The following is a 24,019-nucleotide window of genomic DNA, read 5'->3' as shown; positions in this document are numbered from 1 at the left end:
CGACTATCGCGCGCAGCGCGGGATTTTTCGCACGTTGGGTAAAGAGCAGTCGACTGACAGTCGACTCTACCGACAACCGGCACTACCGATGCGAGCGCCAGCCGCTGCTTTCACCGCCGCCACCCGCCACGCGGCCCACCACAGCAGCGCCAGCAACGCGATGCCTGCACCCAGCAGGCACACGGCAGGCCAGCCATGCCGGGCCTGCATCCAGGGTCCGGCAACCGCACCGGAACCACTGCCCACCGCATAGAACAGCATGTACAGCGCCACCAGACGCCCATGCTGTTCTGCCGGTGCACGCAGCAGCAGCGCCTGGTTCGATACGTGCAGTGCCTGCCCACCGAGGTCGAGCACGATCACGCCCAACAGCAGCAACGACAGCGACTGCGGCAGGCCCAGCAGCGGCCACCACGCGGCCAGCATCAGCAGCAACGCGCCAAGACTGACCCGATCGGCGAAACCGCAGTCCATCCAGTGCCCGACCCGCGCCGCCATCAATGCGCCCACTACGCCGGCCAGGCCGAGCGCACCGATGGCCGCGGTGGACCACTGCAGCGGAGGCGCCGACAAGGGCAGCGGCGCCGCCGCCCAGAACACGTTGAGGCCAGCAAACAGCAGCAACGCCAGCGGCCCACGCTCGCGCAGACTGCGGTCCCGGCGCAGCATGCCCAGCATCGACCACAGCAGTTCGCGCCAGCGCGGTCGTACCACCGGTACCGGCACCGCCGGCAGGCGCCGCCACAACAGCACGGTCAAGGCCGTCATCACCGCTGCCGACAGCAGATAGACCGCCCGCCAGCCGATGGTGGCCGCGACCGCGCCCGATACCACGCGCGCCAGCAACAGGCCGATGAACACACCGCCCTGCACCACGCCCACCACGCGGCCGCGCTGCTCCGGCGGCGCCAGCGTGGCGGTATAGGCGATCAGCCCCTGGGTCAGCGCGGTGCCCAGCAGGCCGGCCAGCAGCATGCCCGACAACAGCCATGCCGCAGTCCGGGCAGCCGCCAGCCACAGCAGGCCCAGCACCAGCGCCATCAACTGCAGCCGCAGCAAACGTCGCCGGTCACCGCGATCAGCCAACGGCAGCAGGCCAAGCAATGCCAGCACGCTGCCGGCCTGGGTTGCCGCCAACACTGCGCCCGCCACGGCACGGTCCAGTGCGAAGGCCTGCGCCAGCCGATCCAGCAGCGGTTGCGCGTAATAGACGTTGGCAACGCTGGCACCGGCCGCGACCGCGAGCAGGGCCAGCAATGGGCGGGGAATCAATGGAGCATTCATTATGTAGTTGCAATTTGAAACTTGATGCAGGCTATCGCCATTGGTTTTAAACTGCAACCACATCCAGAGGCCCCAGCATGCACGCTAACAGTCCCTGCCCCGTCGCCCGCAGCGCCGACCTGCTCGGCGACCGATGGGCGTTGCTGGTCATCCGCGATGCGTTCGATGGCATCACCCGCTTTGGCGACTTCCAGCGCAGCCTCGGTGCGGCGCGCAACATCCTCAGTGATCGCCTGCGCAGGCTGGTCGAGGCAGGCATCCTGCAATTGCAGCCCGCCTCCGATGGCTCGGCCTACCAGGAATACGTGCTCACCCACGCCGGCCAGGAACTGTTTCCGCTGCTGGTCGCGCTGCGCCAATGGGGTGAACGCCATCGCTTCGAGGCCGGTGAAGCGCACTCCCAGCTGATCGAATCGAGCACACGGCGACCGTTGCCCTACATGCAGCCGTGCGGGCGCGACGGTCAGCCCCTGCAGGCCGCCGCGACCCGCGTGCGCAAGCTCAAGGACGACGGGCGCGGCGCCTGATCCGCCCATTCGCGCACACCACGATCCGGCCGCGCCGGTTAGCATCGGATGTTTCCGCCGCCGGACGCCGCCGATGCCGTGCTATCGCCCTTCCCTGATGACCGCCCTGCTGCTGCCGCTGCTGGCCTGCAGCGCCGGAGCCACGCAGGCCCGCGAGGTTGCCGCGCCCGCCGACCACGTCCAGGCCGATGGCCCCTATGTATTCCGCAAGGGCACGCAGTTGCAGGCCAAGTGGATCTGCGACGACAAGGTCGAGTCGCACACGCTCGCCACTCAGGCCGCAGGTACCGACATCGCCCCGCGCTGTGGCTACGAGCACACGGTGCATGTGGCTGCCCCGAATGCGCCTTCGGTTTCCGTGCTGCCGGCCGTGCCGCGCATCGTTGCGCTGTCCGACATCCATGGCCAGTACGGGCTGCTGGTGCGCCTGCTGCGCGCCCACCAGGTCATCGACGCACAGGACCGCTGGGCATTGGGCAAGGACACGCTGGTCATCGCCGGCGATGTGTTCGACCGCGGTCCGCAGGTGACCGAGGCCTTCTGGCTGCTGTACGGCCTGCAGCAGCAGGCCGCCGCCGCCGGTGGCGCAGTGCACTTCGTGCTCGGCAACCACGAAACCATGGTGCTGTACGACGACCTGCGCTACGTCAACCCGAAGTACCTGCGCAGCGCCCAGCTGCTCGGCCGCAGCTACCCGCAACTGTATGGCGCCGACTCGGTGATCGGGCAGTGGCTGCGCACCCGCCCGGTGCTGCTGCAGATCGGCGATACCCTGTTCCTGCACGGCGGCATCTCGCCCGAGGCAGTGCAGCTGGCGCTGGACCCGGCGCGCACCAACGCGGCCTACCAGGCATCGCTGGGCCTGCCCAAGGCCGAAGTGAAGGCCGACCCGGCCACCGCGCCGTTGTATGACGGCAAGACCAGCCCGATCTGGTACCGCGGCTACTTCGATGGGCGGCTCGACACGGCGGGGGTGCAGACCGTGCTCGACCGCCTGAAGCTCAAGCGCATCGTGGTCGGCCACACCTCGATGCCGCACGTCAGCAGCTTCCATGGCGACCGCGTGATCGCCATCGACAGCAGCATCAAGAATGGCGAGAACGGCGAACTGCTGTTCATCGAAGATGGCAGGCTCAGCCGTGGCCTGCTGGATGGCTCGCGGGTGCCATTGGCACAGGGCGAGCCCGGCCTGCAGGACTGAATGAAGGGACAGCGCGGCCGCGCCCGGCGGCGGCGCCGCGCTCCACCTTCACCCGGTTTGCGGCTACCCTCGGCAGCCGAGAGGCCCACCCCGTCCATCCGGTGGGCCTGACCGCTACAGGAGCCCCCGCGCATGCGCGTTCTGATTGCAGAAGACGACCCGGACATCGCTTCCGGCCTGTGCGCCTCGTTGCGCCGACAGGGACATGTGGTCGACCACGTCGACAACGGCGCGCACGCCGACGCCGCGTTGGGCTCGACCCAGTACGCGCTGCTGGTGCTGGACCTGGGCCTGCCGCAGCTGGATGGCCGTGATGTGCTGCAGCGCCTGCGCCAGCGCGGCGATGGCCTGGCGGTGCTGGTGGTGACCGCCCGCGACGGCCTGGCCGAGCGCGTGCGCGTGCTCGACCTCGGCGCCGATGACTACCTGGTCAAGCCGTTCGCGCTGGACGAGTTCGAAGCACGCGTGCGTGCGCAGCTGCGCCGGGTCACCAGCAATGGCAACCCGGACCTGCGCATCGGCCGCCTGCGTATCGATCTGGCCGGGCATCGGGTGTGGATCGACGACCAGTCGCTGGAACTGACCGCGCGCGAGTTCGGCCTGCTGTCGGCACTGGCGGTGCGCGCCGAGCGCATCGTCTCGCGCGCGCAGCTGGTGGAAGCGCTGTGCGACTGGGGCCAGGATCTGACCGACAACGGCCTGGACATCGCCCTGCACCGCCTGCGCCGCAAGCTGCAACCCGGCGGCATGGGCATCCGCACCGTGCGCGGGCTGGGCTACATGCTGGAAGACGCGCAGGACGACAGCACCCCGTGATCAGTGGCCCCCCCAGCCTGCGCCGGCGCCTGCTCGCCTTCCTGGCGTTGCCGATGCTGGGCCTGCTTACCTTCAATACGATCCTGGCCTATTACGTTGCGCTGGATTATTCCAACCGCATCCACGACCGCAACCTGATCGACGACACCCACTCGTTCGCGCAGATGCTGAGCACCATGCCGGTGACCAGCGACCTGTCTCCGCAGGCGCGCTTCCTGATCGAGTACGACCCCGACGGCCATCGCTATTTCAACGTCGACAGCAGCCGCAAGGGCACGCTGAGCGGCAATGCTGATTTCAGCCCGTATGCCCCCTCGCAGGATTGCACCGGGGTGCATCCGGCCCTGTATGACGGCAACCTCAACGGCCAGCAGGTGCGCATGGCCACCGTCTGTACGCAGGCGATGAACGATCCGCAGGACCAGCTGGCGGTGACCGTGGCCGAGAGCATGGCTGACCGCCGGCAGCGTGCGCGCGAGATCCTGATGATCATCATCCCGCTGATGACCATGCTGGCGCTGGGTACCGCAGCGCTGGTCTGGTTCGGCGTGACCTATGGCCTGCGTATCCTGACCCCGCTGAGGACCCGCCTGGCGCAGCGCCGCGGCGAACTGGCGCCGATCTCCGATGCCGACGTGCCCGAGGAGATCCAGCCACTGATCAGCACCATCGATGATCTGTTTGCCCGCCAGGCGGAAATGATCACCCTGCAGAACCGTTTCATCGCCGATGCCGCGCACCAGCTGCGTTCGCCGCTGGCGGGCATGGCCCTGCATGTGGACCAGGCACTGGCACATGGCGACCCCGATACTGTGCGCGAGGCGCTGCAGCACATCCGCCGGCTCAACCAGCGCACCGCCCGGGTCAGCACCCAGCTGCTGGCACTGAGCCGGGCGCAGACCGTGCCCGATACCGTGGAGGCACTGGACCTGTGCGAGCTGGTACCGCGGTGGGTCGGCATGCGCGTGCCCGAAGCGATCCGCGACGGCATCGACCTCGGCTACCGCGGCAGCCACCAGCCGCAGCGCGTGCTTGGCAACGGCGCCATGCTGCAGGAGGCGCTGGACAACCTGATCGACAATGCCCTGCGCTATGCCGGCCGTGATGCGACCGTCACGGTCGGCGTCCACGCATTGGATGACAATGATGTCGAGCTGTACGTGGAGGACAACGGCCCCGGCGTACCGGACGACGTGATGCCGCGGCTGGGCGAGCGCTTCTTCCGCGCGCCCGGCACCACCGCCAGCGGCACCGGGCTGGGGCTGGCCATCGCCCACGAGGCGGTGGAGCACTTCGGCGGGCGCCTGCGTTTCCTCAACCGCCCTGGTGGCGGGCTCAAGGTCGCCATCACGCTGCCGCTGCTGAAGGCGCCCTGACCCGGTCCGGGGCGTTGAAAGGCTGGCGAAAATCGCGCTTGCGATCCTGCCATCCCCACTGCCGTCCCGGAGCCGCCAGGTGACCGAATCGCACGACTTCTTCCTCCCCGGTGGCCCACAGGGCGTGCTGCTGGTCCATGGCCTGACCGGCACCCCGGCGGAAATGCGCATGCTGGGCAAGGGGCTGAACAATGCCGGCTTCACCGTCCACGGCGTGCAGCTGCCCGGTCATTGCGGCACCGTGGATGACCTGCTGGCGACCACCTGGGAACAGTGGTACCAGGGCGTGGAAGATGCGGCGGCGAGCCTGCGCGGCAAGGTTGACCAGCTGTTCGTCGGTGGTCTGTCGATGGGTGCGGTATTGTCGCTGGCGCTGGCTGCACGCCGCCCCGAGTGGGTGTCCGGCGTCGGCGTGTACGGCGCCACCTTCCGCTACGACGGCTGGAACATTCCCGCCGTGGCGCGGCTGTCGTTCCTGCTGCCGTGGTTCAAGCGCTTCAACATCGGCCGCGACCGCATGTTCATGGAAGAGCCGCCGTACGGCCTGCGTGACGAGCGCCTACGTGCGCAGGTCAGCGCCGCCATGCTGTCCGGCGACAGCGCCGCCGCCGGCCTCCCGGGCAATCCCTGGCATGCGCTGGCCGAGATGCGTGCGCTGAGCAACTGGACCCGCCGCCATCTGCACCAGGTCACCGCGCCGTGCCTGGTGATGCACGCCCGCGAGGACGACGTGGCCAGCATGGGCAATGCCGAGCTGGTGATGTCGCGGGTCAGCGGCCCGAAGGAACTGGTGGTGCTGGAAGACAGCTACCACATGATCACCATCGACCGCGAACGCCGCGACGTGATCCGCCGCAGCGCGCGCTTCTTCACCGAAATCGGTGAACGCAGCGGCGTCCTCAAGGCGGTGGCCTGAGATGGGGGCACTCGCCACGCTGCTGTGGCTGGCCAATGTCGTGCTCGATACCGGTGGCCAGCTCGCCTTCAAGGCCGCTGCCAGCGACCCACAGGATGGCGAAGGACTGCAGCGCTGGAAACACATGCTCAGCCGCCCCTGGCTGTGGATCGGCATCGCCTGCTACGTGCTTGAGTTCGTGGCCTGGATCGCGTTCCTGTCGTTGGTACCGCTGTCCAAGGGCGTGCTGCTGGGCTCGATCAACATCGTCGCGCTGATGATTGCCGGCCGCTTCCTGTTCCGCGAAAAGCTCACGCCGCTGCGGGTGACCGGCATGCTGCTGGTCACTGCGGGCGTGGCGGTGGTGGGAGCCGGCTCATGAGGCGCCTGTATGTCATCGGCTTCCCGCTGCTGATGGCCTTCGACACGCTGGCCCAGCTGTGCTTCAAGTACGCCGGTGATGCCGCGCTGCCGGTCGAGGCCAACACCGCGTGGCTGCTGCGCGTGTTGTCGCAGCCGTGGGTGTACGGCGCCATCCTCGGCTACGTGGGTGCGTTCTTCACCTGGATGAGCCTGCTGCGGCACGCGCCGATCGGTCCCGCCTTTGCTGCCTCGCACCTGGAAGTGATCAGCGTGCTGCTGCTGTCGGCGTGGCTGTTGAACGAGCCGCTGACGCTGCACCATCTGCTCGGTGCGGTCCTGATCGTGGCCGGCATCGTCTGCCTTGGCCGCGCTGAAGCGGACGACCCGCACAGCCCCGCTGAAAGCACCTCGTGAGCGGGCTGCGATGAGCCTGTTCGCGCGCGAACTGCCACCGACGGCAGGCCTGCCGATGCAGGCCAGCGATTTCCTTCCCGGTGGCGGCGACCTGCGCGACATCCTGGCCAGCCAGCTCGGCACACCACCGCTGCAGCTGACCTGTTCCGGTACGCACGCGCTGCTGATCGCACTGCGTACGCTGCGCAAGCGCGCGCCCCAGCGCGACACTGTGATCATGCCGGCCTATACCTGCCCGCTGGTGCCGATCGCGGTGCACAGCCTCGGCCTGCGCGTGCAGCTGTGCGACACCCGTCATGGCCACTTCGACTTTGATCCCGGCCAGCTCAAGCAGCTGGCCGATGCACGCACGCTGGCGATCCTGCCCACCCACCTGGGCGGTCGCACCGCCGACGTCGAGCTGGCCTGCGAGATCGCCCACCGCGCCGGCGCCTGGGTGATCGAAGATGCCGCGCAGGCACTCGGCGCACGGGTTGGCAACAGCAGTGTCGGCCTGCGTGGCGATATCGGTTTCTTCAGCCTGGCCGCCGGCAAGGGCCTGAGCCTGCACGAAGGCGGCCTGCTGGTCAGCCGCGATGACGAACTGCGCGCGGCGCTGGCTGGGCATGCCGCCGAACAGGTGCGTTTCAGCCTGCGCTGGGAGCTGTTGCGCAGCGTGCAGCTGCTGGGCCTGGCCGCCTGCTACCGCCCCGCACTGTTGTCACTGGTGTATGGCAATCCATTGCGCAGCGCGCTGCAGCGTGGCGATCTGGAAGAAGCCGTCGGTGACATCTTCCCGCTGGACATCCCACAGCACCGGGTCAGCCAGTGGCGCCAGAACATCGGTGCCCATGCTGCACGACGGTTGCCTGCGTTCCTGCAGGCCGGACGGCTGCGTGCATTGCAGCTGCGCGTGCAGCTGGCACAGCTGCCAGCGGTGGAGGTGGTCGATGGGCTGGCCGGTACCGGCGGCACCTGGCCGATGCTGATGCTGCTGCTGCCCAGCGAGCGCGCACGCGATGCCGCACTGGAGAACCTGTGGCCACGCGGTCTTGGCGCCAGCCGCATGTTCATACGCGCCCTGCCCGACTACGCCTATCTGCGTGGCATCGTGCCGCAGGCCGACGTGCCGAACGCGCGCGACTTCGCCGCACGCATGCTGACCCTCGGCAACAGCGCCTGGCAGACCCCTGAAGAGACCGCGCAGATCCTGCAGGCATTGGCTGACGCACAGCCTTGAAAGCGGATACATCCAGGCGATCCGCCCATTCACAAAGATCATTCCTGAACGCTTTCCCCGCCCGGAAATGAAGGCTTTCAACAGGAAAGGAACGAGAAAGGCTGCCTGCCTACATTGAGCCTGCCCCGGCATCACGCCGGACGTTTCTTTCATCGACGGACCTGCCCATGCGCTGGAGCATCCTGTGTGACTTCGACGGCACCATCAGCCTCGAAGATGTCATCGACTCGCTGCTGGAGAAATACGGCCAGCCGGGCTGGCAGGAACTGGAAGACCAGTGGAAAGCGGGAAAGATCGGCTCGCGCGAATGCATGCAGGGCCAGGTCAGGCTGCTGAAGCTGGACCCGGCCACGCTCGACGCCCACCTGGACCAGGTGCAGATCGATCCGGGCTTTGCCGCCTTTGTCAGCCGTGCCGAACAGCTGGGCCTGCCGCTGCGCATCGTCAGCGACGGCCTGGACCATGCGATCCACCGCATCCTCGCCAACCACGGCCTGTCGCGACTGCCGGTGGTGGCCAATCACCTGCGCTGGTGCGATGACCACTGGGAACTGGAATCGCCCTACCAGGCCGAAGGCTGCCGCAGCGGTACCTGCAAGTGCACCTGCGCCGCACAGGCGCGCGCCAACGAAGCGCCGCGCGTGCTGATGATCGGCGATGGCAGCTCGGACTTCTGTGTGTCCGAAGACGCCGACTTCGTGTTCGCCAAGCGCCGCCTGATCACCCATTGCACCCATGCCGGCATCGAGCATGCCGCCATCGATACCTTCCACGATGCAATCGCACTGCTGCCGCGCTTGCTCGATGGCAGCCTGCTGCAGCCACGTCGCATCGACGCCAGCCCGCAGCCCGCCGTACTGCCCCTGCTGCTGGCCACCGCCTGAGCACTCCCTTCCAAGCACGCCCCCGCTACCTCTTTCGAACGTCCTTCACGGAACCGAACTGCATGAACATTTTTGACAAGAACGCCGACGCCGCTGCCTCCGACGCGCAGCTGCTGGCCGACGAAGCCCGTTACAGCTCCTTCGGCGATACCGTCCACTACGTCGACCCGCCGAAGATCTTCCAGCGCGGCGAAGGCAGCTACATGTTCGACGGTGCGGGCGTGCCCTACCTCGACCTGCAGATGTGGTACTCGGCCTGCAACTTCGGCTACAGCAACAAGCGCCTGAACGACGCGCTGAAGGACCAGATCGACACCCTGCCGCAGGTCGCCAGCCAGTACCTGCACCCGACCCGCGTGCAGCTGGCCAAGACCATTGCCGTGGACATGCACGAGAAATTCGGCCTCGACGGCCGCGTGCATTTCAACGTCGGCGGCGCGCAGGCCATTGAAGACTCACTGAAGATCGTGCGCAACGCGCGTGGCGGCAAGAGCCTGATGTTCGCCTTCGAGGGTGGTTACCACGGCCGTACCCTGGGTGCGTCGTCGATCACCTCCAGCTACCGCTACCGCCGCCGCTACGGCCACTTCGGCGAGCGCGCGATGTTCATCCCGTTCCCGTACCCGTTCCGTCGCCCGAAGGGCATGACCCCGGAAGAGTATTCCGACCACTGCGTGTGGCAGTTCGAGCGCCTGTTCGAAAGCGAATACAACGGCGTGTGGGATCCCAAGGTCGGCCAGGCGGAGTACGCCGCGTTCTATGTCGAGCCGATCCAGGGCACCGGCGGCTACGTCATCCCGCCGCGCAACTTCTTCACCGGCCTCAAGCGCGTGCTGGACAAGTACGGCATCCTGATGGTGGTCGATGAAATCCAGATGGGCTTCTGGCGCACCGGCAAGCTGTGGTCGATCGAGCACTTCGGCGTGACCCCGGACGTGCTGGTGTTCGGCAAGGCGCTGACCAACGGCCTGAACCCGCTGTCGGGCCTGTGGGCACGCGAAGAGCTGATCAACCCGACCGTGTTCCCGCCGGGCTCCACCCACTCCACCTTCAACTCCAACCCGCTGGGCACCCGCCTGGGCCTGGAAGTGCTGAAGCTGGGCAAGGAAATGGATTACGAGCGCACCGTGCCGGAAAAGGGCGCGTACTTCCTCGACGGCCTGCGTGGCCTGCAGAAGCGCCACCCGGAAATCGGCGATGTCGACGGCCTGGGCCTGGCCCTGCGTGCCGAAATCTGCCAGACCGACGGCTACACCCCGAACAAGGAACTGCTGGACCGCATGGTCGACATCGGCCTGGCCGGTGACCTGCTGCACGACGGCAAGCGCATGGGCCTCGTGCTCGACGTGGGTGGCTGGTACAAGAACGTGATCACCTTCGCGCCGTCGCTGGACATCAGCTACGAAGAGATCGACCTGGCGATCACCCTGCTCGACCAGGCGCTGACCAAGGCCAAGGGCTGAGGTCGGATGCGCTGCCGGTTCCCGTGCCGATGGAGATGACGTCACGCGCGTCCAGCACCGCGCTGGAACCGGCCGCGCTGCTGGAGGGCTTCCTGGCCCACCCGCCGCTCGGATTCGAGGCGGGACGCCTTCCCAGCGGCCTGCCGACCTTCCGTGCGCCGCTGGACCTGACCACCACCATGGACGACGACCTGCGCGGCAAGCTGCTTGGCCTGCCGCTGTCGCGCCTGTGGCGGCCCTGGATCACCTGGAAGACCCGCTTCGTCGGTGCCACCAGCACCGAGTACACCCCGCTGCCCGCGCACGTCGCACCAGAGGCATTGGCCGAGGACGTGACGCGTCACGCGATCGGCGATACCCGGCTGCTGGTGGTCAAGGACCTGGCGATCGATTCGCCGCTGCTGGACGACGCGGCCAACGCACACAGCGGTGCCTTCCTGCAGGCGCTGCTGGCACGCGGCTTCGTTGAACTGGAAGGCATGCCGCTGGCCTGGGTGGCGATCGATTTCGATTCGCTTGATGGCTATCTCGGCCGCCTGTCGTCCTCGCGCCGCAAGAACATCCGGCGCAAACTGCGTTCGCGTGACGAGCTGCAGATCGACTGCATCGCCACCGGCGATCCGGCCCTGGCCGACCCGCAGCTGCAGGCCGAACTGTATGCGCTGTACCTGGGCGTGTACGCGCAGAGCGCGGTGCATTTCGACCAGCTCGACCTGCCCTACTTCCAGCACCTGCTGGCCGACAGCCTGGGCCAGGGACGGATGTTCCTGTATCGCCACCAGGGCCAGCTGATCGGCTGGAACCTGTGTTACATCCACGCCGGCAAGCTGGTGGACAAGTACATCGGCCTGGCCTATCCGCAGTCCCGCGAGCACAACCTGTACGCGGTCAGCTGGATGCACAACCTCGAGTACGCACTGCAGCACGGCCTGAGCCACTACGTGGCCGGCTGGACCGACTCGCGGATCAAGGCCGAACTGGGCGCCAGGTTCACCTCCACCCGGCACGCGATCCACGCACGCTCCCCACTGCTGCGCGCCGCCCTGCGCAGGCTGGCCCCGTACCTGCAGGGCGAAGCTGATGGAGGCGGTTGAACGATGCCGTTGCGCTCCCCGTTGATCCTGGACCTGGACGGTGGCGTGCTGCCGCTGCCCCAGGCGCAGACCCTGGCCCTGCCGCAATGGCACGATCCACTGCGCTTCGCCTGCAGCAATGCCACCCTCGACCGTTTCGCCGCTGAAGTGCTGGCACCGCTGCCGGCCCAGCTCGGCACGGTGATGCTCGGCAGTGGCGATTTCCACCACCTCAGCCTGCCGCTGCTGCGTCGCATGCGCGCGCAGGCGCCGTTCCAGCTGGTGGTGCTGGACAACCATCCAGACAACATGCGTTTCCCGTTCGGCATGCACTGCGGTTCATGGGTGAACGCGGCCAGCAAGCTGCCGCAGATCTCGCACATCCATGTGCTCGGCATCACCTCCAGCGACATCGGCCTCGGCCACGCCTGGGAAAACCACTGGCGCCCGCTGATGGGCGGGCGGTTGACGTACTGGTGCATGGACGTGGACGTGGGCTGGGGGCACCGCCTCGGCATGGGCCACGCCTTCCGCCGTTTCGAGCATCCCGAAGCGCTGGTGGCCGCGTTCGCCGCCGAGCAGGCCAAGTCGCCGCAGCCAGCCTACCTGTCGATCGACAAGGACGTGTTCGCTGAAGACGTCGCCCGCAGCAACTGGGACCAGGGCCGCTTCCAGCTGGAGCACGCACTGGTGGTGATCGAGGCGCTGCGCGCCGGCGGCCTGGTCGGCAGTGACATCACCGGGGAAGTGTCGCTGGCCAACTACCAGAGCCGCTTCAAGCGCTGGCTGTCGTCGCTGGATGGTCAGCCCGACGTCAGCGCAGAGGATCTACCGGTGTGGCAGGCGCGGCACCAGCAGGTGAACCGCGAACTGCTGGCCGCGATGGCCGCCGTACCGACGGCCTGCTGACCGCTTCCGGTCGTGCCGGCTGCTGGCCGGCGTGGCTTCGGTAGTGCCGGCCGCTGGCCGGCAATGCCAACCAAGGTTGGCAACTACCAGACCCAGGCAGAGTCGGTAGTGCCGGCCGCTGGCCGGCATCCTTGTGAGCCCGGGAACAATGAGGATGCCGGCCAGCGGCCGGCACTACACTGGACGCCTGCCCCAGGAGCCCTCGCCATGCCCCAGACCGTCATCCCGCAGCTACGCATGCGCCATGCCGATACCACCCTGCCGTTCTACGTGCAGGGGCTGGGCTTCGTGGTTGACTGGGAACACCGCTTCGAACCCGGCTTCCCACTGTTCGCCCAGCTCACCCGCGACGGCCAGACGATCTTCCTCACCGAACACAGCGGCGACTGCGAAGTCGGCGGCGCGGTGTACTTCATCGTCGAGGACGTCGACGCCCTGCATCGTGCCTTCAGTGCCGCAGGCGTCCCCATCGAACAGCCGCCGCATGACACCGAATGGGGCAGCCGCGAGATGCTGCTGCGTGACCCTGACGGCAACCGCCTGCGCTTCGCCACCGACGCCAGCTGAACCGGGCGGCCTTGAGCTTGATATACGAAACATATACGCTTCGTATATCAACTCCTCCAGGACCGCCCATGGGCATCGTCAACATCGATGACACCCTGCACGACCAGCTGCGTCGTGCCTGCACCGTCTCCAGCCGCTCGATCAATGCCCAGGCCAACTTCTGGATCCGGGTCGGCATGCTGTGCGAGATGAATCCCACGCTGAGCTTCCAGGACATCGTTGCCAGCGAACTTCGGGCGGCCGGCGTGCAGCCGCCGCTGCTGGCACCGGGACAGGTCTGAGCAGATGGCGATCATCAAGCGCCCCGACGAGATCGCGCTGATGGCCGAATCGGGCCGCCTGCTGGCGCAGGTGTTCGCCGCGCTCGACCGGCTGCCGCTGCAGGGCCGCAGCACCATGGAGATCAACGATTTCGTCGAACGCATGATCGTCGATGAACTGCAGGCGAGGCCGGCCAGCAAGGGCCAGTACGGCTTCCCCTACGTGCTCAATACCTCGATCGACAACGTGATCTGCCACGGCGTACCCAGCACCACCGACGTGCTGCGCAACGGCCAGATCGTCAACCTCGACATCACCCTGGAGAAGAACGGCTACATCGCCGACTCCAGCACCACCTACCTGGTGGGCGAGGTCGACTACGCCGCGCGCAGGCTGGTGCAGACCGCCTACCAGGCGATGTGGAAGGGCATCGCTGCGGTCCGCCCCGGCGCGCGCCTGGGTGACATCGGCCACGCCATCGCCCGCCACGCGCGCAGCCACGGCTACAGCGTGGTGAAGGAGTACTGCGGCCACGGCATCGGCCAGGAGATGCACGAGGAACCGCAGATCCTGCACTACGGCCATCCCAACACCGGCATGGTGCTGGAAGAAGGCATGGTGTTCACCATCGAGCCGATGCTCAACCAGGGCAAGCCGGCCATCCGCCAGCAGCCGGACGAATGGCCGGTCTACACCCGCGACGGCAAGCTGTCGGCGCAGTTCGAGCACACCGTGGCGGTTACCCGCAGCGGCGTGCGCGTATTGACCCTGCGCCCCGGCGAAACGCCGTTGTGCGCGGTGGATGCGGCCTAGAGCGGACGCAACAGCAGCAGCGTGGCGAGGCAGAGCATGAAGATCGCCACGCCTGCATCCAGTATCCGCCAGGCACCCGGCCTGCGGAACACTGGCTGCAACAGGCGCGCGCCATAGCCCAGCGTGCAGAACCAGGCCACGCTGGCAGCGCAGGCACCGGCGGCGAAGGCCCAGCGCAGTTCGCCCGGGTAACGCGTGGACAGGCTGCCCAACAGCACCACGGTATCCAGATAGACATGCGGGTTGAGCAGGGTGAAGGCCAGGCAGGTCAGCAGTACCTGCCGTCCGCTGCCGCCCTGCGCCTCGGCGGCGGCCAGCGCGCTGCCACCGCGCCATGCGCGCAGCCCCGCCTGCAGGCCATACCAGAGCAGGAAGGCCGCGCCACCGAAGCGCAGCACCTGCAGCAGCAGCGGCCACTGCAGCACCAGCGCGCCCATGCCACCGACGCCGGCCAGGATCAGCACGATGTCCGCGCCGGCACAGGCCAGCACCACCCTGCCCACATGGCGCTGCTGCAGGCCTTGGCGCAGCACGAAGGCGTTCTGCGCGCCGATGGCGATGATCAGGCCGGCACCTGCGAACAGGCCGGCGGCGGTAGCGGCGATCCACATCAGGACAGGCCAGGCAGCGAGGGGACGCGCAGGGTGCGGCCGCCGACCCTGTTTAGACAATCTGATTTTTCTTTATCCTGTGCAGGAAAACTGAAGAGGCACCGGCATGGATCTGGTACATCCGCAACTGGCCGCGTTTGCCGCGGTGCTGGAAGAAGGCAGCTTCGAGGCCGCGGCACGCCGCCTGTCGATCAGCCCGTCGGCCCTGTCGCAACGGATCAAGGCGCTGGAGGACAGGCTCGGCCAGGTACTGGTGGTACGTCAGGCACCGTGCCGCCCCACCGCCGCAGGCGAAGCGCTGCTGCGCCGGGTCCGGCCGATGCAGGCGCTGGAGGCCGAGGCATTGGCCGAGCTGCTGCCCGAGCGTGGCAGCGACGCTGCGCGCACGCCGATCCCGCTGGCGGTCAACGACGACTCGCTCGATACCTGGTTCGTGCCGGCCATCGCCGACCTGCACCAGCGCCATGGCTACCTGTTCGACCTGCGCATGGACGACCAGGACCATACCCTGCAGCTGCTGCGCGATGGCAGCGTGCTCGGCGCAGTCACTGCCGAAAGCCAGCCGGTGAAGGGTTGCAACGTGCACCCGCTCGGCGCGATGCGCTACCACGCCATCGCCTCGCCCGGCTTCGCCCGCCAGTACTTCAGCGATGGCATGCAGGCCGCGGCCCTGGCGCGCGCGCCGATGCTGGTGTTCAACCGCAAGGATGAACTGCAGTGGCGCTTCGTGCGGCGCCTGACCCGCGCGCGGCTGCAGCCGCCGCTACACTACCTGCCCTCCTCCACCGGTTTCGTCGAAGCCGCCGCGTGCGGACTCGGCTGGGGCATGGCCCCGGAAACCCTGGTCGCGCCCGCCGTGCGCGCCGGCCGCGTGGTGGTACTGGAACCCCGCCGCTGGCTCGACGTGCCGCTGTACTGGCAGCATGCCGCCGTACGTTCAAGCACGCTGCAGCACATCACCCAGGCGCTGCGCACTGCGGCCAGCGGCACCCTTCGTTGAGGACAAACCGATGACCGCAGACCCGGGCTTCACGCCGCGCGCACTACCGTTTGCGCACTTCTTCACCATTGGGACGGCATGGGCGTGATCGGCCGACGTACAAGGATGCACGGCGCGAAGACCGCGCTGGCGCTGGCAGCCTGCCTGCCACTGGCTGTGCCGGCGCAGAGTCTCACCGATGCACCCGCATTGGACTGGGAACAGGCACGGCAGCGCCTGGAGCAGGTCTCCGATGCACTGGCCGCCGCTGATGCAGCGGTGCGCAACAAGCAGGACCTGCAGGACGCCACCCGCCTGCTGCGCCTGCCGGAGATCACCGGCGAAGTGCGCCGACTGCAGTTCCAGAAGACCCTCACCCTGCCACTGGGTTCGCTGGCACCGGTGGCCGAGGCCTATGGCATCGACTCGCCGCTGTCGTTCACCGAACGCGACTGGCGTACCCGCCCGGTGGTGACCGCGGTGCTGCCGCTGTACACCGGCGGTGTGATTCCGGCCGCGCAACGTGCGGCCAGCGCCGCCCACGAACAGGCCAGTGCCGAGCGCGAAGCACAGCGCCAATCGTTGACCGTGCAGCTGGCCCAGGCCTATTTCGGCCAGCGCCTGGCCGAGCAGGCGGTGGACGTGCGCCGCGACGTGCGCGATGGCCTCAACCGCCACCTGTCCGACGCAGAGAAACTGGAACGCGAGGGCTTCGCCACCCGCGCGCAGCGCCTGCAGGCCACCGTGGCCCGCGACAAGGCCGAGCGCGAATACCAGAAGACAGTGAACGACCTGGCCACGCTGAAGGCCGCACTGGCCACGCTGCTGCGCAGTGGTGGCGAGGTACAGCCGGTGTCGCCGCTGTTCGTGCAGCGCGTGCCGCTGGAACCGGTGGCCAGCTTCGAGCGCACCGCGCAGGCACGCCAGCCGCAGATCGCACGCCTGCGGGCGATGGTGGCGCAGGCCGAACAGGGCGTGCGCGTGCAGCAGGCCAAGCTGAAACCGCAGATCTTCGCCTTCGGCCAATACGACTTCCGCCGCCGCGACGAAATGCTGACCGATCCGGACTGGGCGTTTGGCATCGGCCTGAAGTACACCTTCCTGTCGCCGAATTCGCGGCCGGCGCAGATCAGCGCCGCGCGTGCGCAGCAGGACCAGGCCGAAGCGGGCCTGCGCGAGGCCGAGAACCAGGTCGCGCTGGGCGTGCGCAAGGCCTGGAACGAACTGGAAACCGCGCGCCAGCAGTACGTGCTGCTCGACAGCAGCATTGCCCAGGCACAGGAAAACCTGCGCCTGCAGGAGCTGGCGTTCCGCGAAGGCCAGGCCACCTCGCTGGATGTGATCGACGCGCGGCTCGGCCTCGGTGGCGCCCGCGTCGAGCGCGCACAGGCCGCCTACCAATACGATATTGCGCTGGCACAATTGCTGGAGGTCAGTGGACAGATGGACCGTTTCGAAGAGTTCCGGCGGCGTGCGGACGAGGTGATCGACCATGAGTGATGTGCTGCACGACGATGCGACGACGCCCCCGGGCAAGCGCCGGTTGGGACCGATCCTGATAGTGGTGCTGCTGGTCGTGGTGGTGCTGGGCCTGTGGCTGGCCTGGCGCAACCCAGGCGACCAGATCCAGGGCATGGCCGATGCGGACACGATCAACGTGGCCGCCAAGATCACCGCGCGCGTGGCCGAGCTGAAGGTACGCGAGGGTGACCGCGTGCAGCCCGGGCAGGTGCTGTTCCTGCTCGACAGCCCGGAAGTGGCCGCCAAGGAACAGCAGGCGCACGGCGCATTGGCCGCCGCACAGGCGGTGGCCGACAAGGCCGACGAAGGCGCGCGCAGCGAAGACATCCGCGCCGCCGAAGCCAACTGGAAGCGGGCCGAAGCCGGTGCGACGCTGGCCGAAGCCACCTACCAGCGCGTGCAGAACCTGTTCAACGAAGGGGTGATGACCCGGCAGAAGCGCGATGAAGCGCATGCCCAGGCCACCAGTTCGCGTGAACTGGCCCGTGCCGCCCGCGCGCAGTACGACATGGCGTTGGCCGGCGCGCGCGAGCAGGACAAGCGTGCTGCGCAGGGCCAGGTGCAACAGGCAGAGGGGGCGGTGGCCGAAGTCAACGCCGCGCGTGTCGAAGTGGAAGGGCGCGCGCCGGTGGCCGGCGAGATCAACAAGCGCATGGCCGACCCGGGCGAACTGGTGCCAGCGGGCTATCCGGTGTTCACCCTGGTCGACATCGACCGCATGTGGGTGGCGATGAACCTGCGCGAATCGCAGATGCAGGGCCTGAAGGTCGGCAGCAAGCTGCGGGGCAGCGTGCCGGCGCTTGGCCAGGAAGGCGAGTTCGAGGTCTATTTCATCAATCCGGCCGGTGACTATGCGACCTGGCGGACCACCCGCCAGTCGTCCGGCTACGACGTCCGCAGCTTCGAGGTGCGGGTGCGCCCGGTACGCCGCATCGAGGGCTTCCGCCCCGGCATGAGCGTGCTGTTCGCATGGCCCCAGCACTGAGCCCCGACAGCAGCGGCTTCGCCGTCAGCTGGCGGCGCGAGCTGCGGTCACTGCGCGGCAACCGCGCCGACCTGCTGCTGGTCACCCTGCTGCCCCTGCTGATGCTGGCCGTGATGGCGTGGATGTTCACCCCCTCGGTGATGCGCGATATCCCGATCGCCGTGGTCGACCTCGACCACAGCAGCGACAGCCGCCTGCTGCTGCGCATGCTCGATGCCAGCCCCGGCGTGCGCATCGCCAGCCAGCCGGTGGACCTGGAAGACGCACGTTCGCAGCTGCGTCGGCTGGATGTGTTCGCCATCGTACTGGTGCCGCGCGATGTCACCCGGCAGGCATTGCGTGGACGCCAGGGCACCGTGTTCGCCTATTACAACGCCACCTACATGACCACCGGCCAGTCCGCGGCGCGCGATATCGGCGACGCGGTCTCGGCCTGGAACGCGCGCCTGCTGCGCGACCGCATCGGCCTGCAGGTCGGCCCGGGCAAGCTGCGTGCGGCACCGATCGCGGTGCAGTCGGACATCCTGTACAACCCAGCGCGCAGCTACGAGCTGTTCCTGCTGCCGCTGATCTTCCCGGCGGTGCTGTCGCTGGTGCTGGCACTTGCGGTGGCCGGCAGCCTCGGCCGCGAAATCCGCGACGGCACCCTGCCCGCCTGGCTGGGCCGCACGCCGTGGGCTGCGATTGCCGGCAAGGTCGCGCCGTACAGCCTGCTGTTCTCGCTGTATGGCGCGCTCGGCATCGGTTACCTGGCCTGGCTGCGCGGCGATGGTGTGGCGGGCAGCGTGCTCCTGCTGCTGCTCGCACAACCCCTGTTCTATCTGGCCACCGCCGCCTACGCGCTGTTCTTCGTCGGCGTCACCCGCGACATGGGCACCGCGTTGTCCGCGGTCGGCCTCAGCATCGGCACCGCACTGGCGTTCTCCAGCGCCACCTTCCCGGTGCTGGATGGCCCCCTGTTCACCCGCATCTGGCATCAGCTGCTGCCGCTCAGCGCCTACATCAAGCTGCAGACCCAGCAGCAGTTCATCGGTTCGCCGCTGCAGGTTTCGGCATGGCCGCTGGCCACGCTGCTGCTGATGTCAGTGGTGGCCGGCGGCATCGGTGGACTGCGCCTGATCGCCTTTGCGCGCACGCCTGCCGCCGCACATCCCGCAGGGGCCGACGCATGAGCGCACTCTGGCGCAGCCTGCGGCAGACCCTGATGGCGGTGCTGTGCGACCGCTATGCGATCGTGGTGATGGTCGGCGCGGTAATCCTGTACTCGTTCTTCTACCCGGCCGCGTATCGCCACCAGGTGGCCGGCAACCTGCCGGTGCTGGTGGTGGATGAAGACCACAGCGCGACCAGCCGCGAGCTGCTGCGCAAGCTCGATGCACTCCGTGTTGCGCGCGTGGTCGGACAACCGGCAGACATCGACAGCGCGCGCCAGCAGCTGGAAGCCGGCCACGCCGAAGGCATCGTGCTGATCCCGGCCAACCTGGAGCGCGACATCCTGCGCGGCCATCCGGCCAAGCTGGTGCTGCTGGGCAACGGCGCCTACCTGGGCCGTGCCAGTTGGGTGCTGGGCAGCGTGGCCGATGCACTGGGCGCGTTCGGACGTGATGCCGTGGTCGGCCAGGCCGCCTTCATGGGCGCACCGCAGGCACCACCGGTCACGCTGGTGCAGCGCCCGCTGTACAACACCCAGGAAGGCTACGGCAGCGCCATCGTGCCGGGAGTGGCCGAGCTGATCGTGCACCAGACCCTGCTGATGGGCATCGGCGTCCTGCTCGGTGGCCGTCGTCTCGCACTCGGCCGGCGCCTGCGCTTCGACCTGCCGACCCTGGCTGGCATGGCACTGGGCTTCGGCCTGATCGGCCTGTTCGGCCTGTTCTACTACGCCGGTTTCACCGCCTGGGTGCAGGACTACCCGCGCGGCGGCAATCCGCTGGGCCAGCTGCTGGGCGGCACCTTGTTCATCGCCGCCACCGTGGCCTTCGGGCTGTTCGTCGGCAGCTTTTTCCGCACCCGCGAACGCGCCTTCCAGTACATCATCGCCACCTCGATCCCGCTGTTCTTCCTGGCCAACCTGTCGTGGCCGGCAGCGATGACGCCACAACCGCTGGTCTGGCTGGCGCAGCTGTTGCCGACCACCTCGGGCATCAACCTGATGGTGCGCCTGAACCAGATGGACGCCAGCCTGGCCGAAGTCAGCCACGAACTGATCACCCTCACCGTCCTGCTTGTGCTCTACGGCAGCCTTGCCAGCTGGCGCCTCCTCGCAAAAAAGGGGACGGAGGGGATTAAGTCGTAAGCGGCCGGTTTGGGGAATTACGACTTAATCCCCTCCGTCCCCTTTTCCTGCAACGAAGAACGCCGGCGCGAGGCCGGCGTTCGGATACTGCATCGTGGAAGGGCCAACCAGGTCGGTCAATCAGCGGTAGACGCGCTCGCAGCGGCGTTCCACCACGCGGTCGCCGTTCTTCTGCTGGCTGTTGCCCTGGATCTGGCGACCGGCTGCACCACCGGCGACGGCGCCGGCCACGGTAGCCAGTTTCTTGCCATTGCCGCCGCCCACCTGGTTGCCCAGCAGGCCGCCGATCACCGCGCCGGTGGCAGTACCGGCAATGCGATTGGGATCGCGCGAGTTGCGCTGCACTTCCACGTTCTTGCAGACCACGCGGCTGCCATCGTTGAATCGGCGTCCTTCATCGCGCGGCCCGTAGGTCTGCGCACCGGCCACCGACGTAGCCGCCAGCAGCGTGCCCAGCACAAGCAATCGGGTCGAGGTCTTCATGGCCATCTCCTGCGTTCCGGTATGGCGCAAGTGTCCTCCCGCGGTTGGCAACCGGAAGTGAAATACGCGTGTCCGCCGCCTCATCGGCCATCGCGCGTTCAGGAAGAAAATCCGCGCCCATCACGACCAGCCATCGTGATGGGCGCCGTCTCCCTACCGGCGTGCTGCCTTGCTAGAACTCTTCCCAGCCCCCGGCGTTGGCCGCCAGTGTCGGTTCGATGCGGGGTGAAAGCGCAGCGGGCCGACGCACCGGGGTGACCGTCGCAGCCACCGCTGCCAACGCAGGGCGTACCACTGCCGCTGCCGTGGCGGCGCCTGTGCGGAACACCGATACCGCCTCGGCCAGCAGGTTGGCCTGCTCTTCCATCGAACGTGCCGCCGCGCTGGCTTCTTCCACCAGCGCCGCATTCTGCTGAGTGGTCTCGTCCATCTGCACCACCGCCTGGTTGACCTGCTCGATACCCGAACTCTGTTCCTGCGAAGCGGCGGAGATGTCGGCCATGATGTCAGTCACGCGCTGCACCGAGGCCACGATCTCGCCCATCGTGGTGCCCGCCTGGCGGACCAGCGCCGAGCCATCGGCGACCTTGCCGACCGAATCCTCGATCAGCCCCTTGATCTCCTTGGCCGCACCCGCCGAGCGCTGCGCCAGCGTACGCACTTCGCTGGCCACCACTGCAAAGCCCCTGCCCTGTTCCCCGGCACGCGCAGCTTCGACCGCCGCGTTCAATGCCAGGATGTTGGTCTGGAAGGCGATGCCGTCGATGACCGAAATGATCTCGGCGATCTTCTTCGACGAGGCCTCGATGGCCGACATCGTGGTCACCACCTGGCCCACCACTTCACCGCCCTGGGACGCAACACCGTGCGCGCCGATGGCCAATTGGTTGGCCTGCCGTGCATGCTCGGCATTCTGCTTCACGGTGGAGGTCAGCTCCTCCATCGATGCCGCCGTTTCTTCCAGGTTCGCCGCCTGCTGTTCGGTACGCCGCGACAGGTCGGTGTTGCCCGAAGCAATTTCACCTGCGGCCAGATTGATGCTGGAGGCGCTGGACTGGATGCGGCCGACGATCTGCTTGAGCTGATCGACGGTGGCATTGCAGTCATCACGCATGCGGGCGAACACGCCGTGGAAGTCACCCTGCATGCGTACGGTCAGGTCGCCGCGCGAGATCGCCTGCAGCAGGGTCGACACCTGCACCAGGTTCTCGTCGGTGGTCTTCATCAGGCGATTGAGCCCGGCCACCATGTCGCGGAAATCGTAGGCGAAGCGGTCTTCATCGCCGCGCAGGCTGAAGTCACCGGCCGCTGCAGCGGTTGCCAGCCGGCGGATCTCGCTGTTGATCGCCGACAGGCTGGACTTGGTCTCGTCCATGGCCTGGGTGATCGCCGCCTTCTCGCCGGGCAGCGGATCCATGTCCACCGACAGATCGCCGCGGGCGTAGTGCTTCATCACCTCGATCAGCCGGTTCTGTACCTGCACGTGCGAACCGACCAGCGCATTCGTCTCGTGCACCATGCGTCCGTAGTCGCCGGGGAATGCGCTCTCGTCCATGCGGTAGCTGAGGCTGCCCGCATCGTGCTGGCGTGCCAGCTCCCCCTGCGCGGCCATGACCGACTGCAGCTGCGCCTGCATGCGCTGCATCGACCTGAGCAGCTGGGTCACCTCATCGTTGCCCGAGGCATCGATGACACTGTCCAGGCGACCACCAGCGATGCCGTCAGCCAACTTCACCGCCCCTTCCAGCGGGCGGGTGAGGCTGCGGGTGATCGCCCAGGCGGCCAGCGAACCGAGCAACAGGCTCATCACACCGAACACGATCGACAACGTGCCGGTCCAGGACTCGGTTGATCGGTACTCCTCGCGGCTGCGCGCGGTCAGCGTCTCCTGATGCCGCAGCAAGCTCGAGATGGCTTCGTTCCACGCGGTTGCCAGCCCGTGCTCGGCGAGCAGTTCCTTGGCCGCGCCGTCGAAATCACCGGCCTTCATGCGCTCGTGCAGATGCTGGGTGGAGGCATCGGTGGCCTTGCGTGCCGCGTCGATTTTCGCAACCAGCGCATCGCCGGTGGCATCGCGCGGAATCTTGATGTACTTGGCCCAGATGCCGTCGTAGGTCTGCGACAACTCCTGCGCCTTCTGATAATCCCTGTCGAAATCCTCGCCACGCTTGATCACCATCAGGCGCCGATGCATCAGCACCGCATTGTTGGTATCCAGCATGTCGTTCAACAGCCGCATCTTCACCATGTTGACGTCCACCACTTTCTCGAACTGGGCGGATTTCAGGTGATTTCCGTACAGCACCAGGCCAATGATGGCCATGATGAACAGCAGCAGCAGACCGAAGCCGGCGCCAAGCCGGGATCCCACACGGAGATTACGTAAGGCAAGCATCTCAATTCCCTTGATCGTGGCCGTACGTTCGATGGCGGCGCAGCGCAGGGAAACTTTATGGGAGTTTATATATGGAACGATCCAAATATATGGAACTGTGCAGACAGGCATGAAATCCGGCAGTTAATCGCGGTGCCGCACGGATTTTCTCCACCACTGAAATCCCGACGCACAAGGAAAATCACGCCGCCTTTACACCATGAATCTGGGCAAGGCCTGCAGAATGCAGCAACCGCCGCAACCGGGCAGATTCATCCAGAGTCGACACATGCCACTTGTCCTGCACATCGAAGGCACGTCCATCAACGACATCGCCAGCCTGTACGTGGAAATCAACCGTGTATTCATGGCCAGCGAGGACTGGCGACTGGGGCCCAGCCTGGACGCGCTGGATGATCTACTGTGGGGCGGCTATGGCGCGCTCGCCGGTCATCCCGCCGCAACGGTGGTGTGGCGGGATATCGCGCACAGCCGCGCGGCGCTGGGCTACGAGACCACGCGGGCATGGCTGCAGGCAAAGCTTGAGCAGGCCGGCCGGTTCAATCATGCGGCCATCCGCGACACGCTGGCAGCATTGGAGCAGGGCCGTGGCCAGACCTACTTCGAGATCGTGATGGAAATCTTCAGTGGGCATCCGCAGATCACCCTGATACCGGCCTGAGCGCGCTGCGGCAACGGTACGCT

General features: G+C 67.3%; 25 protein-coding genes. 21 read left to right on the top strand and 4 right to left on the bottom strand.

What is annotated here, in order from left to right; translation table 11 throughout:
* Positions 1-66: 66 nt before the first annotated feature.
* Positions 67-1,284 carry an MFS transporter gene (locus D5301_RS21710; RefSeq protein ID WP_153856861.1) on the bottom strand — a complete coding sequence of 406 codons (1,218 nt, stop codon included), beginning with the start codon at positions 1,282-1,284 and terminating at the stop codon, positions 67-69.
* 77 nt (positions 1,285-1,361) lie between these two features.
* Here D5301_RS21710 and D5301_RS21705 point away from each other — a divergent pair, with 77 nt between their 5' ends.
* The 15 genes from D5301_RS21705 to map all read left to right on the top strand — a co-directional run bounded on the left by D5301_RS21705 (position 1,362) and on the right by map (position 14,065).
* Complete coding sequence (locus tag D5301_RS21705) at positions 1,362-1,811, top strand: helix-turn-helix domain-containing protein (RefSeq protein WP_110711659.1); 450 nt, start codon at positions 1,362-1,364, stop codon at positions 1,809-1,811.
* Positions 1,812-1,884: 73 nt separating this feature from the next.
* Positions 1,885-3,012: a metallophosphoesterase gene (locus tag D5301_RS21700; RefSeq protein WP_153856860.1), complete on the top strand. Its 1,128-nt coding sequence runs from the start codon at positions 1,885-1,887 to the stop codon at positions 3,010-3,012.
* A gap of 132 nt (positions 3,013-3,144) precedes the next feature.
* Positions 3,145-3,828: a response regulator gene (locus D5301_RS21695; RefSeq protein ID WP_005408670.1), complete on the top strand. Its 684-nt coding sequence runs from the start codon at positions 3,145-3,147 to the stop codon at positions 3,826-3,828.
* Positions 3,825-5,204, top strand: a complete 1,380-nt coding sequence (locus D5301_RS21690; RefSeq protein ID WP_324187370.1) for a sensor histidine kinase — start codon at positions 3,825-3,827, stop codon at positions 5,202-5,204. Before D5301_RS21695 ends, D5301_RS21690 begins: the two co-directional genes overlap by 4 nt.
* Positions 5,205-5,283: 79 nt before the next feature.
* The gene (locus D5301_RS21685; protein ID WP_049446362.1) at positions 5,284-6,120 is read left to right on the top strand and encodes an alpha/beta fold hydrolase; all 837 of its coding nucleotides are present in this window, start codon (positions 5,284-5,286) and stop codon (positions 6,118-6,120) included.
* Between the two features lies 1 nt (position 6,121).
* On the top strand, positions 6,122-6,481 hold the full coding sequence (locus tag D5301_RS21680) for an EamA family transporter (protein ID WP_006425769.1): 360 nt from the start codon (positions 6,122-6,124) through the stop codon (positions 6,479-6,481).
* Entirely contained in the window at positions 6,478-6,876 is a 399-nt protein-coding gene (locus D5301_RS21675) for a DMT family transporter (RefSeq protein ID WP_049446815.1), read from the top strand. Before D5301_RS21680 ends, D5301_RS21675 begins: the two co-directional genes overlap by 4 nt.
* 10 nt (positions 6,877-6,886) lie before the next feature.
* Entirely contained in the window at positions 6,887-8,095 is a 1,209-nt protein-coding gene (locus D5301_RS21670) for a DegT/DnrJ/EryC1/StrS family aminotransferase (protein ID WP_153856858.1), read from the top strand.
* 167 nt (positions 8,096-8,262) lie between these two features.
* Entirely contained in the window at positions 8,263-8,979 is a 717-nt protein-coding gene (locus tag D5301_RS21665; protein WP_153856857.1) for an MtnX-like HAD-IB family phosphatase, read from the top strand.
* Positions 8,980-9,041: 62 nt separating this feature from the next.
* Positions 9,042-10,442, top strand: a complete 1,401-nt coding sequence (locus tag D5301_RS21660; RefSeq protein WP_012510460.1) for an aminotransferase class III-fold pyridoxal phosphate-dependent enzyme — start codon at positions 9,042-9,044, stop codon at positions 10,440-10,442.
* Positions 10,443-10,471: 29 nt separating this feature from the next.
* Complete coding sequence (locus tag D5301_RS21655) at positions 10,472-11,536, top strand: GNAT family N-acetyltransferase (protein WP_149908612.1); 1,065 nt, start codon at positions 10,472-10,474, stop codon at positions 11,534-11,536.
* Between the two features lie 3 nt (positions 11,537-11,539).
* Positions 11,540-12,424 carry an arginase family protein gene (locus D5301_RS21650; protein ID WP_153856856.1) on the top strand — a complete coding sequence of 295 codons (885 nt, stop codon included), beginning with the start codon at positions 11,540-11,542 and terminating at the stop codon, positions 12,422-12,424.
* Positions 12,425-12,631: 207 nt separating this feature from the next.
* Complete coding sequence (locus D5301_RS21645; RefSeq protein ID WP_071228487.1) at positions 12,632-12,991, top strand: VOC family protein; 360 nt, start codon at positions 12,632-12,634, stop codon at positions 12,989-12,991.
* Between the two features lie 68 nt (positions 12,992-13,059).
* Positions 13,060-13,272, top strand: coding sequence for a ParD-like family protein (locus D5301_RS21640; RefSeq protein ID WP_005415768.1), 213 nt, complete (start codon positions 13,060-13,062; stop codon positions 13,270-13,272).
* 10 nt (positions 13,273-13,282) lie between these two features.
* Positions 13,283-14,065, top strand: coding sequence for a type I methionyl aminopeptidase (map, locus tag D5301_RS21635; RefSeq protein ID WP_324187374.1), 783 nt, complete (start codon positions 13,283-13,285; stop codon positions 14,063-14,065).
* Here map and D5301_RS21630 read toward each other — a convergent pair.
* Positions 14,062-14,676, bottom strand: coding sequence for a LysE/ArgO family amino acid transporter (locus D5301_RS21630; protein ID WP_153856854.1), 615 nt, complete (start codon positions 14,674-14,676; stop codon positions 14,062-14,064). The two genes, map and D5301_RS21630, sit on opposite strands and share 4 nt — an antisense overlap.
* Before the next feature lie 106 nt (positions 14,677-14,782).
* Here D5301_RS21630 and D5301_RS21625 point away from each other — a divergent pair, with 106 nt between their 5' ends.
* From D5301_RS21625 to D5301_RS21605, 5 genes are all read left to right on the top strand, one after another.
* Entirely contained in the window at positions 14,783-15,676 is an 894-nt protein-coding gene (locus tag D5301_RS21625; protein ID WP_071228490.1) for a LysR family transcriptional regulator ArgP, read from the top strand.
* Between the two features lie 78 nt (positions 15,677-15,754).
* Positions 15,755-17,155, top strand: a complete 1,401-nt coding sequence (locus D5301_RS21620; protein ID WP_153856853.1) for a TolC family protein — start codon at positions 15,755-15,757, stop codon at positions 17,153-17,155.
* The gene (locus tag D5301_RS21615; protein WP_153856852.1) at positions 17,148-18,161 is read left to right on the top strand and encodes an efflux RND transporter periplasmic adaptor subunit; all 1,014 of its coding nucleotides are present in this window, start codon (positions 17,148-17,150) and stop codon (positions 18,159-18,161) included. Before D5301_RS21620 ends, D5301_RS21615 begins: the two co-directional genes overlap by 8 nt.
* The gene (locus D5301_RS21610) at positions 18,146-19,333 is read left to right on the top strand and encodes an ABC transporter permease (RefSeq protein ID WP_153856851.1); all 1,188 of its coding nucleotides are present in this window, start codon (positions 18,146-18,148) and stop codon (positions 19,331-19,333) included. The genes D5301_RS21615 and D5301_RS21610 overlap by 16 nt, the downstream gene beginning before the upstream one ends.
* Positions 19,330-20,457, top strand: coding sequence for an ABC transporter permease (locus D5301_RS21605; RefSeq protein WP_153856850.1), 1,128 nt, complete (start codon positions 19,330-19,332; stop codon positions 20,455-20,457). The genes D5301_RS21610 and D5301_RS21605 overlap by 4 nt, the downstream gene beginning before the upstream one ends.
* Before the next feature lie 120 nt (positions 20,458-20,577).
* Here D5301_RS21605 and D5301_RS21600 read toward each other — a convergent pair whose 3' ends face one another.
* Together D5301_RS21600 and D5301_RS21595 are read right to left on the bottom strand one after the other, a co-directional pair.
* Positions 20,578-20,946, bottom strand: a complete 369-nt coding sequence (locus D5301_RS21600; protein ID WP_110711644.1) for a glycine zipper 2TM domain-containing protein — start codon at positions 20,944-20,946, stop codon at positions 20,578-20,580.
* A 166-nt stretch (positions 20,947-21,112) separates the two neighbouring features.
* On the bottom strand, positions 21,113-23,335 hold the full coding sequence (locus D5301_RS21595) for a methyl-accepting chemotaxis protein (RefSeq protein WP_153856849.1): 2,223 nt from the start codon (positions 23,333-23,335) through the stop codon (positions 21,113-21,115).
* A 268-nt stretch (positions 23,336-23,603) separates the two neighbouring features.
* Here D5301_RS21595 and D5301_RS21590 point away from each other — a divergent pair, with 268 nt between their 5' ends.
* Positions 23,604-23,996 (top strand): barstar family protein, encoded by a 393-nt coding sequence (locus D5301_RS21590; RefSeq protein WP_153856848.1) that lies wholly within the window; start codon positions 23,604-23,606, stop codon positions 23,994-23,996.
* Positions 23,997-24,019 lie beyond the last annotated feature (23 nt).

Origin of the sequence: Stenotrophomonas sp. MH181796 (genome assembly GCF_009659995.1) — a bacterium.
Classification (GTDB): Bacteria; Pseudomonadota; Gammaproteobacteria; order Xanthomonadales; family Xanthomonadaceae; genus Stenotrophomonas; species Stenotrophomonas riyadhensis.
Note: the sequence above shows the minus strand (reverse complement) of the source record. Positions and strands in the feature narration are given on the sequence as shown.

Coding starts and splice junctions, on each gene's coding strand:
- D5301_RS21710 (WP_153856861.1), bottom strand. CDS start 1,284: ATGAATGCTCCATTGATTCCCCGCCCATTGCTGGCCCTGCTCGCGGTC.
- D5301_RS21705 (WP_110711659.1), top strand. CDS start 1,362: ATGCACGCTAACAGTCCCTGCCCCGTCGCCCGCAGCGCCGACCTGCTC.
- D5301_RS21700 (WP_153856860.1), top strand. CDS start 1,885: ATGCCGTGCTATCGCCCTTCCCTGATGACCGCCCTGCTGCTGCCGCTG.
- D5301_RS21695 (WP_005408670.1), top strand. CDS start 3,145: ATGCGCGTTCTGATTGCAGAAGACGACCCGGACATCGCTTCCGGCCTG.
- D5301_RS21680 (WP_006425769.1), top strand. CDS start 6,122: ATGGGGGCACTCGCCACGCTGCTGTGGCTGGCCAATGTCGTGCTCGAT.
- D5301_RS21675 (WP_049446815.1), top strand. CDS start 6,478: ATGAGGCGCCTGTATGTCATCGGCTTCCCGCTGCTGATGGCCTTCGAC.
- D5301_RS21670 (WP_153856858.1), top strand. CDS start 6,887: ATGAGCCTGTTCGCGCGCGAACTGCCACCGACGGCAGGCCTGCCGATG.
- D5301_RS21665 (WP_153856857.1), top strand. CDS start 8,263: ATGCGCTGGAGCATCCTGTGTGACTTCGACGGCACCATCAGCCTCGAA.
- D5301_RS21660 (WP_012510460.1), top strand. CDS start 9,042: ATGAACATTTTTGACAAGAACGCCGACGCCGCTGCCTCCGACGCGCAG.
- D5301_RS21655 (WP_149908612.1), top strand. CDS start 10,472: ATGGAGATGACGTCACGCGCGTCCAGCACCGCGCTGGAACCGGCCGCG.
- D5301_RS21650 (WP_153856856.1), top strand. CDS start 11,540: ATGCCGTTGCGCTCCCCGTTGATCCTGGACCTGGACGGTGGCGTGCTG.
- D5301_RS21645 (WP_071228487.1), top strand. CDS start 12,632: ATGCCCCAGACCGTCATCCCGCAGCTACGCATGCGCCATGCCGATACC.
- D5301_RS21640 (WP_005415768.1), top strand. CDS start 13,060: ATGGGCATCGTCAACATCGATGACACCCTGCACGACCAGCTGCGTCGT.
- D5301_RS21630 (WP_153856854.1), bottom strand. CDS start 14,676: ATGTGGATCGCCGCTACCGCCGCCGGCCTGTTCGCAGGTGCCGGCCTG.
- D5301_RS21625 (WP_071228490.1), top strand. CDS start 14,783: ATGGATCTGGTACATCCGCAACTGGCCGCGTTTGCCGCGGTGCTGGAA.
- D5301_RS21620 (WP_153856853.1), top strand. CDS start 15,755: ATGGGCGTGATCGGCCGACGTACAAGGATGCACGGCGCGAAGACCGCG.
- D5301_RS21615 (WP_153856852.1), top strand. CDS start 17,148: ATGAGTGATGTGCTGCACGACGATGCGACGACGCCCCCGGGCAAGCGC.
- D5301_RS21610 (WP_153856851.1), top strand. CDS start 18,146: ATGGCCCCAGCACTGAGCCCCGACAGCAGCGGCTTCGCCGTCAGCTGG.
- D5301_RS21605 (WP_153856850.1), top strand. CDS start 19,330: ATGAGCGCACTCTGGCGCAGCCTGCGGCAGACCCTGATGGCGGTGCTG.
- D5301_RS21600 (WP_110711644.1), bottom strand. CDS start 20,946: ATGGCCATGAAGACCTCGACCCGATTGCTTGTGCTGGGCACGCTGCTG.
- D5301_RS21595 (WP_153856849.1), bottom strand. CDS start 23,335: ATGCTTGCCTTACGTAATCTCCGTGTGGGATCCCGGCTTGGCGCCGGC.
- D5301_RS21590 (WP_153856848.1), top strand. CDS start 23,604: ATGCCACTTGTCCTGCACATCGAAGGCACGTCCATCAACGACATCGCC.